We start from the raw sequence: 17,001 nt of genomic DNA, 5'->3' as shown, positions 1-17,001 counted from the left end.
GATAGGTGACTGGTGCTGAGCAGAAGGAGGGCGCAGTGGCGGACGGCGTCGTAGTTGGTGGGGGAGCGGACGACGAGTTGGGAGAGGCAGTACGGCGGCTGGTCGCGCGGCTAAAGGGCCGTGGCGAAACCCTGGCCACTGCTGAATCGTTGACGGGCGGACTGGTCGGCGCAGCGCTGACCGACATACCCGGCGTGTCGGCCGTCTACCGGGGCGGTCTGGTCGTCTACGCAACCGATCTGAAGGCCCAGCTGGCCGGCGTGCCTGAGGACCTGCTGGCGGCTGTGGGGCCGGTTCACCCGGACACAGCCACAGCCCTGGCCAACGGCGTACGAGAGCGTCTGGACGCCACCTACGGGCTGGCGACGACCGGTGTAGCCGGGCCCGACCCGCAGGGAGGCGTTGAGGCCGGGATTGTGTACGTCGCCGTGGCCGGACCGGGCACTGTGCGGGTGCGGAAGCTCGCGTTGAGCGGTGACCGGGCAACTGTCCGCAGGCGGAGCGTGCAGGCAGTTCTGGAACTCGCCGTCGATCTTGTGCCGGAAGATCTCGACTGATCGGTGTGTTGAGACCAGCATGGGGAGAGGTAGGGCAGACTGGCACGGCGCACCGAAGCTGGACATTGCGACGAGTAGTGACCCAGCAACGGGTACCGTTGGTTCCTACGGTCGAGCTACCGTGCGGGTAGAGACGACCGGACAGGCGGAAGGGAGAAAGCTCATGGTGCTGGTTCGTGGCCTGCTGGGCGACGTACTGCGGCGTAAGCGGCTGCGCCAGGGGCGCACTCTCCGCGAAGTGTCCGCCGACGCGCGTGTCAGTCTCGGCTACCTGTCCGAGGTGGAGCGCGGCCAGAAGGAAGCCTCCAGCGAGTTGCTCGCGGCGATCTGCATGGCTCTCGAGGTCCCGCTGTCGACGGTGTTCGCCGAGGTCAGCGAGGACCTGGCCCGCGAAGAGGCCCTGGTCCTGACGCATCCGGCCATCGAGCCCGAGGTCGTTGCCTCCGCCGCCTGACACCACGCTCAGGCACCTCATCACGCGCTCCGTCCGGGAGCGACCGGCTGGATGAGGCCGGTCCTGGTCGGCCAGATCAGTTGCAAAGCCGGTATCGGCCCGGCGCCGGGTTCCCTGAACATGCTGTTCGCGGTGAACAGATGTGTCGCCGAGTCGGGAAACCGCAGCAACTCGGCCTGCTCCGGCGGCGGGAAGTACTCCGACAGGTCGTCACCCTCGTCGAACGCCGCGCCACCCATCACCGCCCAGGCGAGCGGCTTCACGCTCAGATAGGCCCACCGTGGATCGGCGTCGAAGACGATGATCTCCGGATGATCGTGCAGGCTGAGCCCGAGCGAGTAGCCGAACCCGGGATTGCGGTCGCCGTCGCCGTCGACGTACTGCATCGTCCAGCCGTAGGTCTGGATGTTCTGGACCAGTTGCCGCGAGTACTGCTCATCGGTCAAACCACCGCACCGGTCGCACATCACCTTCTCCTCTCGTTCGAACAGATGTTCGATACGCCGGAGAAGATATCCGTGTTCCGGCCCGTCGCCGGGGTTGTCCACAGGTCAGTTCGCGGGCTCACTGCCCGGCGCGCCGGGCTGGCACACCGGACACCAGTAGCTGACCCGCTCGCGGGTCGGTTCGCCGATCGACGCCGTCCGAATCGTCGTGCCGCAGCGCCTGCACTGTTTCCCGGCGCGCTCGTGCACCCAAGACCGCTGGCCGGGCCGGTCGATGCCGGTACTCACCTGGGTGCCGTTGCGCAGGTTGGCTTTCATCAGCCGTCGGCTCAGGTCGACGGCGGCGGGGATGTCGACGTCCGAGACTGGTCTCCAGGGGTCGAGACCGAGCAGGAAGCAGACCTCGCTGCGGTAGAAGTTCCCGATCCCGGCCAGGTTCCGCTGGTCCAGGAGTGCCTCGCTGATGGTTCGTGCGGGATCGGCCTCCAGGTTCGCGATCGCCTGGTCGCGGTCGAACGAAGGCGACAGCAGATCCGGCCCGAGGTGGCCGACCACGGTGTCTTCGGCGTCCGTCGCCACCAACTCGAGCACCGGAAGGCGGTAGCCGACGGCCTTCCACGCCGCGGTCTCCAGCACGGCCCGGATCTGGTGGTCCGGCCCGCCGTGCCAACGCTCGCCGGGCCGGTACAGGTGCCAGGTCCCGTCCATGCGGAAGTGGCTGTGGATCGTCACGCCGCCGGAGACGCGCATCAGCAGGTGCTTGCCGCGCGCAATGACCTCGAGCATGGTCCGGCCGCTCAGATCGGTCGTCGCCAGCGTAGGCACGCGGAAATCCGTCGCCGTCAGCTCCTGCCCGCTGAGCGCCTGGTGCAGCCGCTTGCACGCCCGCCAGACGGTGTCTCCCTCGGGCATCGCTCAGGCCCGTAGCCGCAGGCCCCGCGGCGTCGCGTGGAAGCCGGCCTTGGCCAGAGCGTCGCCGAACGCGGTATGCCGGACCTGCTCGCCGTCGGCTGTCTCCACACTCAGCTTCCCGAGCTGGCCGTCGCGGATCGAGAGCGCGAGTGCGTCAACAGCCGGCTGCAGCAGATCCGGGTCCTCAGCGAAGCTCAGCACCGTCCGCCCACCGCGCTCGACGTACACGATCAGCTGTCCATCCACCATCACGACCAATGCACCGGCCTTCCGCCCGGGTCGATGCCCGCTCGCACTCTCGCGCTCCGGCCAGGGCAGTGCCGCGCCGTAAGGGTTCGCCGGGTCGGAGGCCGCCAGTACGACGGCCCGTGCCGACAACTCCTCATCTCGGCGGTTGCGGCCCGCACCAACTCGGACAGGTCGGATGTCGGCGCTCGCGGCCGTGCCAGGCAGCTCAGCCATCGCACGCAGCCTGTCGACTGCGCCGGGCAGCGCGAACTGCGCCGCACCGAGGCCGGCTACGAAGTACCCGCGACGGCATCGCCCGGACTCCTCGAACGCGCTCAGCACCTTGTAGACCGCCGCGAACCCGCCCGGCGTCCGCTCGGTGATCACCGAACCACGCGTGACGATCCCGTACCGATCGAGCAGCGTCTCCGCCGCGGCATGTGCGCGCCGGGTCGCATCCTCATTCCGCTCCGGCAGCAGCGACCAGCGCCCACCAGCGTTCGGAGGACCACTGCGCGCCGGCATGGCTGGACGGCCGGGCCGGATGGGACGACCCGGCCGAGCACGAGGCGTCGTACGACGGGTCCGATGACTGCCGCGACCTCCGCCGACCAGTGATCGCACCGGTGCGAGCGTGTCGTTCGTCAGATGTCCGGCCCAGACGAGATCCCACAACACGCCGACCAGCGTCTGATCGTCCACCACACCCGAGGCTGCGCCGACGACATCACTCAACTGACGGAAGAAGAACGCACCGCCACCCGACAACGCGTCCAGCACAGCCTGATGCGTGTCCCCGGGCTCGAACGACGGATCCGGATCGGGCAGCGTCAAGTCGCAGTTGTCCGCGAGATGCAACGACACCCACCCGTCGGTCCCCGGCAGCGAACCCGAACCCGCCCACACGACCTCGCCGGTCGCCGTCAACTCGTCCAGCATCGACGGCTGATACCCGGGCACCCGCGACGGCAGCACGATCGACTCCAGCGCCGACGCCGGCACTGCGCATCCCGCCAACTGCTCGACCGCTCCGAGGAGTACGTCGTACCCGCGCCCGCGGCTACTGGTGATGCCTTGCCAAGCAGGCAGGAAGCGCGCGAGCGCCGACGGATCGACCGGCTCGACCTCCTTGCGCAATGCGGCCAGCGACCTCCGCCGGAGCAGGCGCAGCACCTCGCTGTCGCACCACTCCAGCGCGATGCCCCCGGGCAGGAACTCGCCCTCGACCACGCGCCCCGCGGCACCTAGCCGACGCAACGCATCGGTGACGACGGCGACACCGATGCCCAGATGCGTCGCAAGGTCGATCGCCCGGAATGGCCCGTGCGTCCGCGCGTACCGCGACACCAGATCGCCGAGCGGATCGGCGACCGGCTCGGCATGCGCCTCGGCAACCCCCGGTGGTAGCGGTACGCCGAGCGCGTCGCGCAAACGTGCGACATCCTCGACGACGGCCCACCGGTGCTCGCCGGCGATCCGGACCCGCACCACCCGGCGGGCGGCCGCCAGCTCGGTCAGCCAGGACTCCGCATCAGCACCCTCCACGCACCGCTGCGACGCCTCGGGCAACGAGAGCGGACCGACCATCCGCAGTACGTCGAACAACCCTTCGCCATCGCGGGCACGGCGATCCTCGGCGAGCCGCTGCAGCTCGGCCTCGGTCCGCAGAACCACCTCGGCGTCGAGCAACTCACGCAGCTCGGTCCGCCCGAGGAGCTCCGCCAGCAGGCTCTGATCCAGCGCGAGCGCGGCCGCACGCTTCTCCGCGAGCGGCGTGTCGCCCTCGTACATGAAGGCGCCGACGTAGCCGAACAGCAAGGACTTCGCGAACGGTGAGGCCTCGGACGTCTCCACCTCGACCACCGAGATCCGCCGCTCGCTGATCCCGGTCAGCAGCTCCTTCAGCGCCGGCAGGTCGTAGACGTCCTGCAGCACCTCGCGCAACGTCTCCAGCACGATCGGGAACGAGCCGTACTTACTCGCCACACTCAGGAGCTGCGCAGACCGCTGCCGCTGCTGCCACAGGGGCGAACGCCGCCCAGGATTCCGCCGGGGCAGCAGCAATGCCCGCGCAGCGCACTCCCGGAACCGTGCAGAAAACAGCGCCGACCCGCCGACCTCTCCGGTCACCAGATCCTCGATCTCTGCCGGGTCGAACAGCACGAGCTCCGCACCCGGGGGCGCCTCGTCCGTCTCCGGCAACCGCAACACGATCCCGTCGTCCCCCGACACCGACTGGGCATCCATCCCGTAGCGCTCGCGCAGTCTCGCCGCGATCGCCAGCGCCCACGGTCCGTGCACCTGACCGCCGTACGGCGAATGCACGCAGACTCGCCAGTCGCCGAGCTCGTCGCGGAACCGCTCGACGACCACGGTCACGTCATCGGGCACCCGGCTCGTCGCTTCCCGCTGCTCGGCGAGGTACGACACCAGGTTGTTCGCCGCGTACTCGTCCAGGCCGGCCGCTCGCGCACGCTCGACCGCTTTGCCCGCCGGGAGAGAGGCCATCTTCCGGATGAACGCACCGGTCGCCTCACCCAACTCGGCCGGACGGCCGACCGCGTCACCCTTCCAGAACGGCAACCGCCCGGGCTGTCCGGGCGCAGGGGAGACCAGCACCCGGTCGTGCGTGATGTCCTCGATCCGCCAGCTCGACGCCCCCAGGGTGAACACGTCGCCCACCCGCGACTCGTACACCATCTCCTCGTCCAGCTCGCCGACGCGATGGTTGGTCGACTCGCCGACCAGGAAGACACCGAACAACCCGCGATCGGGAATCGTCCCACCGCTGGTCACCGCCAGCCGCTGCGCGCCCGGCCGGCCAGAGATCTCGCCGCTGACCCGGTCGAACACGATCCGCGGTCGCAGCTCGGCGAACTCGTCCGACGGATACCGGCCCGACAACATGTCGAGCACCCCGTCGTACGCCGATCGTGGCAGCGTCGCGAACGGGGCACAGCGTCGTACCAGAGCAAAGAGCTCGTCGGCGTCGATCGTGTCCAGCGCGACGATCGAGACGATCTGCTGTGCCAGCACGTCGAGCGGATTGGCCGGGATATGCAGGCTCTCGATCAGCCCGTCCCGCATCCGCTGCACGACGACAGCCGTGTCGATCAGGTCGCCGCGGAACTTGGGGAACAGCACTCCACGCGACACCGCACCCACCTGGTGACCGGCACGGCCGACCCGCTGCAACCCGCTGGCCACCGACGGCGGCGCCTCGACCTGGACCACCAGATCGACCGCGCCCATGTCGATGCCGAGCTCGAGACTGCTCGTCGCGACCACACACGGCAGGCGCCCCGACTTCAGGTCAGCCTCGATCAGCTGTCGCTGCTCCTTGCTGACCGAACCGTGGTGTGCCCGCGCGACCAGCGGCGGAGCAGCGAGCGAGGCACCGGATTGAGCCATCACCTGCGCCGGTGAACCGGCTTCGGCGAGCTCCAGCTCGGCCCGCTCGGCGGCGATCTCGTTCAGCCTGGCGGTCAGTCGCTCGGCCAGGCGGCGTGAGTTGGCGAAGACGATCGTGGAGTTGTGCTGCGCGATCAGGTCGAACACCTGCTCTTCGACATGCGGCCAGATCGATGCGTGCTGCGGCGGACCGGCGGCCGATCCGGACGTCTCCAGCTCGGTGCTCGCCAGCTCGGCCATGTCCTCGACCGGCACGACGACACTCAGGTCCCACTGCTTGGCGAACTTGGGCTGGACGACGGTCACCGGCCGCTCGCCGCCGAGGAAGCGAGCCACCTCCTCGACCGGTCGCACTGTCGCCGACAAGCCGATGCGTTGCGCGGGTTTGGGCAGGAGCGAGTCCAGCCGCTCCAGAGTGAGCGCCAGGTGGGCGCCGCGCTTCGTCCCGGCGACCGCATGCACCTCGTCGATGATCACGGTCTCCACGCCGCGCAGCGACTCGCGACCCTGCGACGTCAGCAACAGGAAGAGCGATTCCGGCGTGGTGATCAGTACGTCGGACGGCCTGGTGGCGAAGCGGCGTCGCTCACTGGCCGGCGTGTCTCCCGAGCGCACCGCGACCTCGATGTCGAGCGGCGCCTCACCGAGCCGCCGCGCCGTCTCCCGGATCCCGATCAGCGGGGCGCGCAGGTTGCGCTCGACGTCGACCGCGAGGGCCTTCAGCGGCGACACGTAGAGCACCCGGCACCGCAGCTTCGGGTCGTCCGGCGGGGGAGTCGTGGCCAGGCGGTCCAGAGCCCACAGGAAAGCGGCAAGGGTCTTGCCTGAACCCGTTGGGGCGACCACCAGCGCATCCCGGCCCGCGGTGATGGCGTCCCACGCCTCGAGCTGGGCCGGGGTGGCCGCCTCGAAGACGTCGCCGAACCACGCCCGGGTCGCGGGCGAGAACCGGCTCAACGCGCTGGTTTTCGTCACGTCGCCATCTTGCCGGGTACCGCCGACAGTTTCACGCCCGCCCGGATCGCCCCGGACCGAGGGCACTGTCCGCACCGTCTGGAATGATCGTGGGCATGATCAACCGCGTACGTGCAGCGCTTGTCGTCGTGGCGTGCCTGGTCGCGCTCACCGGATGCGTGAAGCTCGACGCCGACCTCAAGGTCAGCTCGAACGAGACGGTCTCGGGCACGATGGAGATGGGCGTCGACAAGCAACTGGTGGAGTCCAGCGGCCAGTCGCTGGAGAAGATCCGCAGCCGGGTCGAGGACGCCATCAAGGAGCTGACCACCGACGGTGTCACCTGCAAGCCGTTCGAGGACGATCAGTACGTCGGTTCCACCTGCCAGTTCGACAGTGTTCCGTTCGAGAAGATGGGCACGTCGACCGGTGAGGGCGTCGGCTTCCGCAAGGAGGGCAACCGGATCATCGTCTCGGTGAAGGAGTCCGATCTCGGTCAGGTCCCGTCCGGCACGCAGCCGTCGGTGAACTTCAAGATCACCATGCCGGGCAGGATCCTCGAGCACGACGACGGTGCGTCGATCAGCGGCCGGACGGCGACGTACGACAGCCTCGACAAGCTCGGCAAGGTGTCGCTGACGTCGGAGGCGGGCAGCACCTTCCCACTCTGGTTGATCATCGTGATCGCTGTGCTGCTGTTGCTGGCCGCCGCAGCGGTGGTGTTCTTCGTGCTGCGTGGTCGCAGGAGACAACAGGCGTACGCGCAGTACCCCGGGCAGTATCCGGGCCAACCGCAGCAGGGACAGTGGGGCCCGCAGTACGGCGGGCAGCCGGGGCAGTACCCGGGTCAGCCTGGGTACGGCGGGCAGGGCGGCTACCCGCCAGGCGGTCAGCCGGGTCAGCCAGGGCAGTACGGCGGCCAACCTGGGCAGTACCCGGGTCAACCCGGGCAGGGGCAGCCGGGGCAGGCGCCGTTTCCGGGGCAGCCCGGGCAGCCGCAGTACCCTGGACAGCCTCAGCAGGGGCAGTGGGGTCAGCAGGGACAGCCGCCGCAGCAGGGCCAGGGCAGCTGGGGGCAGCAGCCCGGCCAGGGCCAGCAACCTGGTCCGGGGCAGCAACCTGGTCCGGGGCAGCCTGGTCAGGGACAGCCCGGTCAGGGACAGCGGCCGGCGCCGCCGCCTCAGCCGGGCCGGCCTGGACCGCAGGACGGCTCACAGGGTGGTTGGGGACAGCCACCGAAGGACGACGACGGGCAGGCATGAGACTGACGGAGTTCTGGGCGCGGATGGACCAGCATCTCGGTCCCGCGTACGCACGGACCTGGGCCGAGACGCAGGTCGTCCGCGACCTCGGCGGCCGGACGGTCGTCGAGGCGCTGGCCGACGGCGAGCACGCCAAGACCGTCTGGCGTGCCGTCTGGGCCCACCTGCAGTTGCCGCCCAGCGAACGCTGACGGTCAGGTGCTGGTCAGCTCAGGCTCCGGCTCGGGCAGCTCGTCGGCAGGCTCCGGATCGCGCTTGTGCGCCAGCTTGCTCGGCCACCACAAGTGCCGGCCGATGTCCAGGTTGAGTGCGGTGACCAGCACCGAGCGGACCACGATGGTGTCGAGCAGGACGCCGAGCGCGACCGCGATGCCGATCTCGGCGAACGCCACCACCGGCAGTGTCGCCAGTACAGCGAACGTCCCCGCCAGCACCAGTCCGGCCGACGTGATCACCCCTCCGGTCGCGGCGACGCCGATCAGCGCACCACGCCGGGTGCCGTGCTTCTTCGACTCCTCGTGCACGCGCGTCATCAGGAAGATGTTGTAGTCGATGCCCAAGGCAACCAAGAAGACGAAGACGAACAACGGCAGCGACGTGTCCGCCCCTTCGAACCCGAGCGCGTCGAACACCAGCGCGCTGATCCCCAGCGCGGCGGCGAACGACAGCACGACCGTTGCCACCAGCAACACCGGTGCGAGCAGCGCCCGCAGCAGCAGGGCGAGGATGAGGAACACCACCGCGAGCACGATCGGGATGATCACCTTGTTGTCCTGATCGGCCGCCCGCTGGGTGTCGAGCAGAATCGCCGCACCGCCACCGGCACGCGCGTCGGCACCCGGTACTGCGTGCACGGCGTCGCGGACGCGATCCACGGTGTCCTTCGCGGCCTGACTGTCCACCGCGTCCGTCATGGTGCCCTCGAGGTAGGCCAACCCATCGGCCTTCTGCGGTTCCGCCACCGACGCGATGCCTTGCGTCGAGGCCATCGCCGTACGGACCTCTTCTGCCTGGGCCTCGTTGCTGACCACGACCAGCGGGTTGCCCGCACCGGCTGGGAAGTGGGTGGCCAGGATCCTCTCGCCGACCACGGAGTCCGGCGTACCGACGAACGACTCCTCGTTGGACAGTCCGGTCGGGTCCAGGCGGAGGATGCCGAGGGCTGCGATCCCCAGGACGACGGACGTCGTGATCCAGGTCAGCCGCGGACGTACGGCGATGCGCCGTCCGATGCGACCCCAGACACTGTTCTCGGTGTGGTCGTCCGAGCCGTACGTCGGACGGAGCGGCCAGAACACCCAGCGGCCGCAGATGACGAGCAGAGCGGGTAGCAGAGTCAGCATGGCGAGTAGTGCGACGACGATGCCGACCGCTGCGACCGGTCCAAGGCCACGGGTCGAGTTCATCGACGCGAAGAGCAGACAGAGCATGCCCGCCACCACAGTCGAGCCGGAGGCGACGATCGCCGGGCCTGCGCGGTGCATTGCAAAGGCCATGGCCTCGTGCCGGTCCTCGTGCCGTCGGAGCTCTTCCCGATAGCGAGCGACCAGCAACAAGGCATAGTCCGTCCCAGCACCGAACACCAGAACGGTCAGAATGCCTGCACTCTGGGCGTTGACGGTCAGATCTGCCTTGGTGGCGAGGTAGTAGACGACAGCCTGCGCTGCGAAGAGTGCGACACCTGCCGACACCAGTGGCAGTAACCAGAGCACCGGACTGCGATAGGTCAGCAGCAGGATGATGATCACCACAGCCGCGGCGGAGTACAGGAGTTTGCCGTCGATACCGGCGAACGCCTCCTGCGAATCAGCGGCGAATCCGCCCGGCCCGGTGAGGTGGAACGACAGACCGTCCGGCCGGTCGGCGGCAACGCGTCTGATGTCGTCCGCGCGTGCGCCGATCGTCTCCCAGCCTCCGGTGCCCGCGTTGATCGGTACGAGGACCTGCAGGGCCTTGCCGTCTTCGGACGGCAGCGGCCCGACCACCTCGCGGTCGACGTTCTCGAGTTGCGCGAACTGCGCCAGGTGTTGCGTGACCGCCTGCCGATCGGCCGCAGTGATTCCGGACGATCGCTCGTACACGAGCACTGCCGGGATCTCATCCGGCGACGAGAACTGCTGCGTCGCCTTCAGGACCTCGGTGGACTCCGCCTTGCCCGGCAGCCACGAGACGGCGTCGTTCTCCTGAGCGCCCGTCAGCTTGCCGGCCGGACTGAACGCCGCGGCCATGGCCACGATCCACAGTCCGAGCACGATCCACTTCGACACCTTGCCGCACGGCAACGCCGCCAGCCGACCCACTCCGCCCACCCGAACCACGCCCCCTACGGAGGGACGCCACGTACCCCCCGAATCCAGCGTGGTGGCTGCACCGCGACAGGGTCAACGACCCCGGAGTAGTACTGCCCTCACCCTCTGTTTCAGGCAGTCCAGCCGGTACGGGCGGCCCACTCCTCGGCAGGCAGGTAGATGAGATCGCAGACCGGGTCCTTCAGATCGGAGTACTCCGCCGTCGACTCGATCGGCAACGCAGCCGCTCGCCTCTTGAACTCCCCATAGGCGCGAGCAGTGTCCGGGTGGTTGCGGAGGTAGTCGCGGAACAGCAGCGCATAGCGCTGGTTGGCTCGACCAGCGACGCGGATGTGCAGGTTCACGCGTCGCCGGTACATCGGCTCCACCAGTAGTCGCTTGACCCATTGCAGGTCGTCGGCCGGGAGGCCAGGTACCGCGTGGTCGCGTTTCGGTGGGCGGACCTCCCAGTCCGCGGCGGCCATGCGTTCCACCACGTCGTCGAGCTCTGGCTCCGTCCCGACGGTCACCTGCATGTCGATGATGTCCTTGGCGGGCAGTCTCGGTACGGACGTCGATCCGATGTGATCGATCCGCTGTGCGGTCTCGCCCAGCAGGTCGCTCACCACCCGGGCGGTCTTCTCGTACTGAGCGGGCCAGCTGTCGTCCGGACGCACGATGACGATCCCAGTCATGCCCAGATCATCCCAGGCCGACGTCCGTGCCCCCAGTCCTGGGCTCAGACCGGTTTGACCCGGAACGCGCTGGTGGTGAGGAGGTCCGCAGCCCGGTACGCCGCTTTGCGGATGGCCAGGCGCTCGTCGAAGAACCCACCGACCATCCCGACCACCGGCAGCTTGCCGACGAATCTGGCGCCAATGCTCCCGCGGGGGCGCTCCTCGAACACGTCGCCGAGCCCGCCGAACAGCTTGCTGATCCGCCACACCAGGCGGACGCCCTTGCGCAGACCGGCTTCCTCGGACTCGTCGCCGAATCCCAACTGCTTGGCGACGTCCTGGCCGGCTGAGGTCGGGTCGTCGTACTCGAGGACGTCGTCCGGCGTGATGGGCCGATCGGTGAGTACGCGTGCGATCACCGCCGTACGGTCGGCATGCGCTTCGACGCCGTACTCGCGGCAGACCGCACCGATGACCATGGCCTGGACGGCCGCACCGAGCGTGTCCTTGATCGGGAGCCGGTCCGCGGCCGCGCCGCTGATCCGGGGGAGGCCCGCGACGATCGCGGCGAACCCGCCGAGGCGCTCCACCCACCAGTCGCAGCGATCTGCCAACGGCAGCGTCGGCCACTCGGTGTGACCGGGCACCTTCATCTTCAACAGCCGGTCGATGGCCAGGATGAGGGCCTTCTCGCCCAGGTTGGGGCGCTCCTGCGCGGAGTACTCGACCAGGATGCTGCGGATGCCGAACGGGTCCTGGGTGCGGAGCGCGTCGAGCACGGAGTCGACGCCGAACTCGACCCGGCTGAGGGCCAGGACGACGGCTGCGTCGGGGACGTCGGGACGGTCTGCCACGCCCGCAAGAGTAGGGAGTGGGCGGTCCACGATGGTTGCCCGGGCAGACTTCGGCGTGTCAGTTGCGATTCGAACAGGTGTTCGGGATAGTTTGGTCCCTGAAGGTGCGCCGGACGGCCGAAGTTGTCCACAGATTCGAAGTGGCGGCGAAAACTGTCCGACGTGATGGATACCTTCTCTGGCGACACGAGAAGTCCTCCGGGCGGCTGGGAAGCGGCCCCGATTATGAGATGGGTCAGGTGGCAGTCACATGGCTGGTGCAACGGCGAGTGCGGAGCGCGCGGCGAGCGATCGCGAGAAGGCGCTCGCGACTGCGCTGACGCAGATCGAGCGGCAGTGCGGCAAGGGTTCGGTGATGCGCCTCGGGGAGCAGAACAGGCCGCCGATCGAGGTCATCCCCACCGGGTCGATCGCGCTCGACATCGCGCTCGGAATCGGCGGGCTGCCGCGCGGTCGCGTGGTGGAGATCTACGGTCCGGAATCCTCCGGTAAGACGACGGTCGCCCTGCACGCGGTCGCGAATGCTCAGCGCGCCGGCGGGATCGCGGCCTTCATCGACGCGGAGCACGCCCTCGACCCGGAGTACGCGCGGAAGCTGGGCGTCGACACCGACGCGCTGCTGGTCTCGCAGCCCGACTCCGGTGAGCAGGCGCTGGAGATCGCCGACATGCTGGTCCGCTCCGGCGCGATCGACATCGTCGTGATCGACTCGGTGGCCGCGCTGGTGCCGCGGGCCGAGATCGAGGGTGAGATGGGTGACAGCCACGTCGGTCTGCAGGCCCGGCTGATGAGCCAGGCGCTGCGGAAGATGACCGGTGCGGTCAGCGGGACGAACACGACCGCGATCTTCATCAACCAGCTGCGCGAGAAGATCGGCGTCATGTTCGGCTCCCCGGAGACGACGACCGGTGGTAAGGCGCTGAAGTTCTACGCGTCGGTGCGGCTGGACGTGCGCCGGATCGAGTCGCTGAAGGACGGCACCGACGTTGTCGGTAACCGGACCCGCGTCAAGGTCGTGAAGAACAAGGTGGCCCCGCCGTTCAAGCAGGCCGAGTTCGACATCATCTACGGCCAGGGCATCAGCCGCGAGGGCAGCCTGCTCGACCTCGGTGTGGATCAGGGCTTCGTCCGCAAGGCCGGTGCCTGGTTCACCTACGAGAGCGACCAGCTCGGTCAGGGGCGGGAGAACGCGCGGAACTTCCTGCGCGACAACCCCGATCTGGCCAACGAGCTGGAGAAGAAGATCAAGGAGAAGATGGGCATCGGCCCGACGCTGGACGCACCGGCCGACGCGGCCGCCACGGCCGAGGTCGATGTCGACTTCTGATCACTCCACCGCGGGTGGCAGCGCTCCTCGGCAGTCCACTGCCGACGACGCTGCGCCCGCGGCGCTGTCTCTCCCACACGCCGACCGCCTGGCCCTAGCCCGAGACCTCCTCGCCCGCGGCCCAGCAGCAGCCGGTGGTGCTTCGGAAGGATCCGGCGAGGGCAACGAACCGTCCGGGGACGCATCGCGGGCTGGTCGTCGGTCTACCGAGCGCCGTTCGGGTCAGCGAGCCTCTCGCGGTGCGGGCCGTGATCGCGGCTCTGGTGCCAATCGCGCCGAATCGTGGTCAGATCCGTTCGCGGATGACGATCCGTTGGAACCGACGTCAGCCCGGCCTCGCGCAGGCAGGATCAGGCGAGCCGCCGGGGCCGATGACCCATGGGCAGACTCCGAAGCGTCCTCGAGCAGCACTGAGGAACCGGCGGACGGGAGCGCCCAAACCTCAAGTCAGCGCCGCCGGCCCCGGAACACCTCGAGACGTGGCTCGGATCCGAAGCCTGTCGACCCATGGGGCGATCTGGACGAAACCGCCATACGAGCCTCCGAGGCGAGGAGTGCTGACCGGCAGGCGGAAGCACGAGCGTTTGCCGCTGAGACCCCGGAGCCGAGCCCGGCGCGAGGCACGATCAATCGCGCTCCTGGATTTGACCAGTTCGAGGTAGCGACCGGGGCGTCAGGCAACGATCAGCCGGGGCGCGATCCTGCGCGAGATCAGAGCCCGGTTGTGGCCGATCCGTGGGGCGACTCAGCTGGTTCTGCTGCTGATAACCAGGCTGGCTCCGAGCTGCGTCGAGGTACAGCAGCCACTACCAGCCAGCCTGCCGGCGAGCGATCACCCGTTGCTCAGACATCACGCGAACGCAGGTCCGTAGGCAGCTCCGCGGAGGCGACTGCCTCGGAGGTGGAGTCGATCGATCGGTCGAGCGACCCGGCGGTTCCTGTGGCGGACCGGCTGAACGCGAGCCCGGCTCGACGTCGAACGGTTCCCGCGGCCGACCCGACGGTCCCCGGGGCAGACTCGAGCCCAGGTCGAGGTCGCGCGGTTCCTGCGGTGGACTCGCTGGAAGCGGGCGCAGCTCGGGGTCGAACGGTTGCCGCGGTGGACTCGCTGGAAGCGGGCGCAGCTCGGGGTCGAACGGTTGCCGCGGAGGACCCGCTGGAAGCGGGCCCAGATCGAGGTCGCGCTGTTCCTGTGGAGGAGTCGCTGGACACGAGCCCAGCTCGGCGTACGGCGACGCAGGCTTCGGGGGGTGGGGCGTCTTCGGGTGGGACTGGGAGCCGTGGGCGGCGGACGGTGGCTCGGCGGAATTTTGGTGGGGGTCGGCGGGGGAGTCGGCGGTCCGCGGATGAGCCCGACGGGCCGGGGGATCCCGGGTTGGATGGGATGGAGGATCCGCAGTCGGTGGCGCGGACGATTTTGCTGGACAAGCTGAGCGGGCAACCGCGGACGCGGGCCGAGTTGGCGGATCTGCTGGCCGAGCGGGAGATTCCTGAGGACGTGGCGGAGGAGGTGCTGGATCGGTTTACCGAGGTCGGGTTGATCGACGACGCGGCCTTCGCGAACGCGTGGGTCGAGTCCCGGCACCGCGGTCGCGGGCTCGGCAAACGAGCTCTGGCCCAGGAGCTCCGTCGTCGAGGCGTGGACGATCAGCTGGCGCGCGACGCGCTGGACGAACTGGATCCGGACCAGGAGGAAGAAACCGCCCGCGCTCTGGTTCGCCGCAAGCTCCCGTCGATGCGTTCGCTCGACCGCCAGGTCGCCATGCGCCGCCTGCTCGGAATGCTGGCCCGCAAGGGCTACCCCGGTGGCCTCGCGATGACAGTCATCAAGCAAGAGCTCGCCGCCAGCCACGAAGAACTCCCACTCCTGGACCCCTCCGGCCTGGAACCCGACTGATTCCACCGCAGCCGAGCCAGTCCCAACCCGGTGCTGCCACCGGCAGATGGACGAGCCTCCACCACCGTGAGGCGGGACGCGCCACTGCCACCGTGAGCCGGGACGAGCCTCTACCACCGTGAGGCGGGAGGCGACGGCGGGCTCGGCGTGTGCTTAATCAGTTAACCTCCGCAAAAGGTTGTGCTCGGAAACTAGTTCCGCAGCGTTGGAGCACGGGCCGGGTGACGGACACCTTCGAGGCGGAAGGTCATTGACGGAATCACCGCCTACCTTCGAGAGGTTCCGCCCAATGTCCGACTTCACCCGCCGCCGCTTCCTCGGCGGCGCCGCCGCGACCGCCAGCCTTGGTGCCGCGGCAGCCCTGATGCCCGCGACCGTGCAGAAGGCCCTGGCCACCCCGCCGCCGCGGCCGGCCCGGCTCGGCGACATCAAGCACGTCGTGATGCTGATGCAGGAGAACCGCAGCTTCGACCACTACTTCGGCACGCTGTCCGGAGTGGCCGGGTTCGACGACCCGCAGGCGATCAAGCTGTCCACCGGACGCGACGTGTTCCACCAGCCCGACGCGGAGAACCCGGACGGCTACCTGCTGCTGTTCCACCTCGACACCCACTCGACGAACTCGCAGGCCATCCCGTCCACCAGCCACGCGTACTCGGTCCAGCACCAGGCGTGGAACGCCGGCAAGATGGACAACTGGCTGCCCGCGCACCGCACCGCGCCGCGGACAAGGCCAACGGTCCGTACGTGATGGGCTACTACACCCGCGACGACATCCCGTTCCAGTACGCGCTCGCCGATGCCTTCACGATCTGCGACCAGTACCACTGCTCGGTGCAAGGCCCGACCTGGCCGAACCGCCTGTACTGGCAGACCGGCATGGTCGACCCGGGCGGCACGCTCGGTGGTCCGATCACCTCGAACTCCCTGCCGAACGGCGCGTACCGCTGGACGACGTACGCCGAACGCCTCGAGGCTGCGGGAGTCGGCTGGAAGGTGTACCAGGACCAGGTCGGCCTGAACAGCTACAACATGCTGCCGCACTTCCAGCAGTTCCAGGACGCCGCGCCCGGTACGCCGCTGTAGGAGAAGGGCATGAAGGTCTCGTCGCTCGGCCAGTTCGAGTACGACGCTCTGCACGACCAACTGCCGACGGTGTCCTGGCTGATGACGGCCGGTGGCGTCTCGGAGCACCGAAGGAGATGCCGGCCGCAGGCGCCGACTTCGCCGCCTCGAAGATCGCCGCGATCGCCGCCAACCCGGACGTGTGGAAGAAGACCGTCTTCATCCTCAACTACGACGAGAACGACGGCCTGTTCGACCATGTCGTTCCCCCGACCGCGCCGGCCGGCACGCCGGACGAGTACGCCCTCGACCTGCCGATCGGCGGCGGGTTCCGGGTGCCGTGCATCATCGTGTCGCCGTGGACCGCCGGTGGCTGGGTGACAAGCCAGAAGTTCGACCACACCTCGGTCCTGCAGTTCCTGGAGAAGCTCACCGGCGTACGCGAGACCAACATCAGCCAGTGGCGTCGCAAGACCTTCGGTGACCTCACCTCCGTCTTCCGCCAGGACCACGCCGCGAAGCCCCCGCTCCTTCCGGAGACAGGCTCCCGGCTGAACCTGGCCACCTACGAGACCGCGCAGTTCCCGGCGCCGACCTTCCCCGGCGCCGCGCAGGTGGTCCCGCACCAGGAACGCGGATCCCGCCGCCGTCTCTGACGAACCGGCGTGC

At 68.9% G+C, this 17,001-nt stretch carries 15 protein-coding genes; 9 read left to right on the top strand and 6 right to left on the bottom strand.

The genetic code is table 11. From position 1 onward, the window contains the following. Positions 1-5: 5 nt before the first annotated feature. The gene (locus OG817_RS19270) at positions 6-557 is read left to right on the top strand and encodes a CinA family protein (protein WP_406056493.1); all 552 of its coding nucleotides are present in this window, start codon (positions 6-8) and stop codon (positions 555-557) included. Positions 558-720: 163 nt separating this feature from the next. Then, positions 721-1,011, top strand: a complete 291-nt coding sequence (locus tag OG817_RS19265; RefSeq protein ID WP_131351698.1) for a helix-turn-helix domain-containing protein — start codon at positions 721-723, stop codon at positions 1,009-1,011. Positions 1,012-1,031: 20 nt separating this feature from the next. Here the strand turns inward: OG817_RS19265 and OG817_RS19260 are convergent, their stop codons facing one another. The 3 genes from OG817_RS19260 to OG817_RS19250 all read right to left on the bottom strand — a co-directional run bounded on the left by OG817_RS19260 (position 1,032) and on the right by OG817_RS19250 (position 6,983). Next, positions 1,032-1,457, bottom strand: a complete 426-nt coding sequence (locus OG817_RS19260; protein ID WP_406056490.1) for a DUF4262 domain-containing protein — start codon at positions 1,455-1,457, stop codon at positions 1,032-1,034. A 105-nt stretch (positions 1,458-1,562) separates the two neighbouring features. Beyond that, positions 1,563-2,369 carry an Fpg/Nei family DNA glycosylase gene (locus OG817_RS19255; RefSeq protein ID WP_406056488.1) on the bottom strand — a complete coding sequence of 269 codons (807 nt, stop codon included), beginning with the start codon at positions 2,367-2,369 and terminating at the stop codon, positions 1,563-1,565. 3 nt (positions 2,370-2,372) lie between these two features. Then, the gene (locus tag OG817_RS19250) at positions 2,373-6,983 is read right to left on the bottom strand and encodes an ATP-dependent helicase (RefSeq protein ID WP_406056486.1); all 4,611 of its coding nucleotides are present in this window, start codon (positions 6,981-6,983) and stop codon (positions 2,373-2,375) included. 95 nt (positions 6,984-7,078) lie between these two features. On the opposite strand from OG817_RS19250, the gene OG817_RS19245 reads away from it, so the two are divergent. Continuing rightward, on the top strand, positions 7,079-8,224 hold the full coding sequence (locus OG817_RS19245) for an LppM family (lipo)protein (RefSeq protein ID WP_406056484.1): 1,146 nt from the start codon (positions 7,079-7,081) through the stop codon (positions 8,222-8,224). After that, the gene (locus OG817_RS19240; RefSeq protein WP_131351713.1) at positions 8,221-8,415 is read left to right on the top strand and encodes a DUF3046 domain-containing protein; all 195 of its coding nucleotides are present in this window, start codon (positions 8,221-8,223) and stop codon (positions 8,413-8,415) included. Before OG817_RS19245 ends, OG817_RS19240 begins: the two co-directional genes overlap by 4 nt. 3 nt (positions 8,416-8,418) lie before the next feature. Here OG817_RS19240 and OG817_RS19235 read toward each other — a convergent pair whose 3' ends face one another. The 3 genes from OG817_RS19235 to OG817_RS19225 form a co-directional block, all read right to left on the bottom strand. Beyond that, positions 8,419-10,533, bottom strand: coding sequence for an MMPL family transporter (locus OG817_RS19235; RefSeq protein ID WP_406056481.1), 2,115 nt, complete (start codon positions 10,531-10,533; stop codon positions 8,419-8,421). Positions 10,534-10,643: 110 nt separating this feature from the next. Continuing rightward, positions 10,644-11,207: a GrpB family protein gene (locus OG817_RS19230; protein WP_406056479.1), complete on the bottom strand. Its 564-nt coding sequence runs from the start codon at positions 11,205-11,207 to the stop codon at positions 10,644-10,646. A gap of 44 nt (positions 11,208-11,251) precedes the next feature. Continuing rightward, positions 11,252-12,043 carry a hypothetical protein gene (locus tag OG817_RS19225; protein WP_406056477.1) on the bottom strand — a complete coding sequence of 264 codons (792 nt, stop codon included), beginning with the start codon at positions 12,041-12,043 and terminating at the stop codon, positions 11,252-11,254. Positions 12,044-12,293: 250 nt separating this feature from the next. Between OG817_RS19225 and recA the strand changes: the two genes are divergently transcribed. The 5 genes from recA to OG817_RS19200 all read left to right on the top strand — a co-directional run bounded on the left by recA (position 12,294) and on the right by OG817_RS19200 (position 16,988). Further along, positions 12,294-13,370, top strand: a complete 1,077-nt coding sequence (recA, locus tag OG817_RS19220; protein ID WP_131351723.1) for a recombinase RecA — start codon at positions 12,294-12,296, stop codon at positions 13,368-13,370. 1,402 nt (positions 13,371-14,772) lie between these two features. After that, on the top strand, positions 14,773-15,267 hold the full coding sequence (locus tag OG817_RS19215; protein WP_238163069.1) for a regulatory protein RecX: 495 nt from the start codon (positions 14,773-14,775) through the stop codon (positions 15,265-15,267). A 289-nt stretch (positions 15,268-15,556) separates the two neighbouring features. Then, on the top strand, positions 15,557-16,018 hold the full coding sequence (locus OG817_RS19210) for an alkaline phosphatase family protein (RefSeq protein ID WP_406056474.1): 462 nt from the start codon (positions 15,557-15,559) through the stop codon (positions 16,016-16,018). Further along, positions 16,018-16,353, top strand: a complete 336-nt coding sequence (locus OG817_RS19205) for an alkaline phosphatase family protein (RefSeq protein WP_406056472.1) — start codon at positions 16,018-16,020, stop codon at positions 16,351-16,353. Before OG817_RS19210 ends, OG817_RS19205 begins: the two co-directional genes overlap by 1 nt. A 116-nt stretch (positions 16,354-16,469) precedes the next feature. Then, entirely contained in the window at positions 16,470-16,988 is a 519-nt protein-coding gene (locus OG817_RS19200; RefSeq protein WP_406056470.1) for an alkaline phosphatase family protein, read from the top strand. Positions 16,989-17,001 lie beyond the last annotated feature (13 nt).

Origin of the sequence: Kribbella sp. NBC_00889, from assembly GCF_045207705.1 — a bacterium.
Taxonomy (GTDB): Bacteria; Actinomycetota; Actinomycetes; order Propionibacteriales; family Kribbellaceae; genus Kribbella.
Note: the sequence above shows the minus strand (reverse complement) of the source record. Positions and strands in the feature narration are given on the sequence as shown.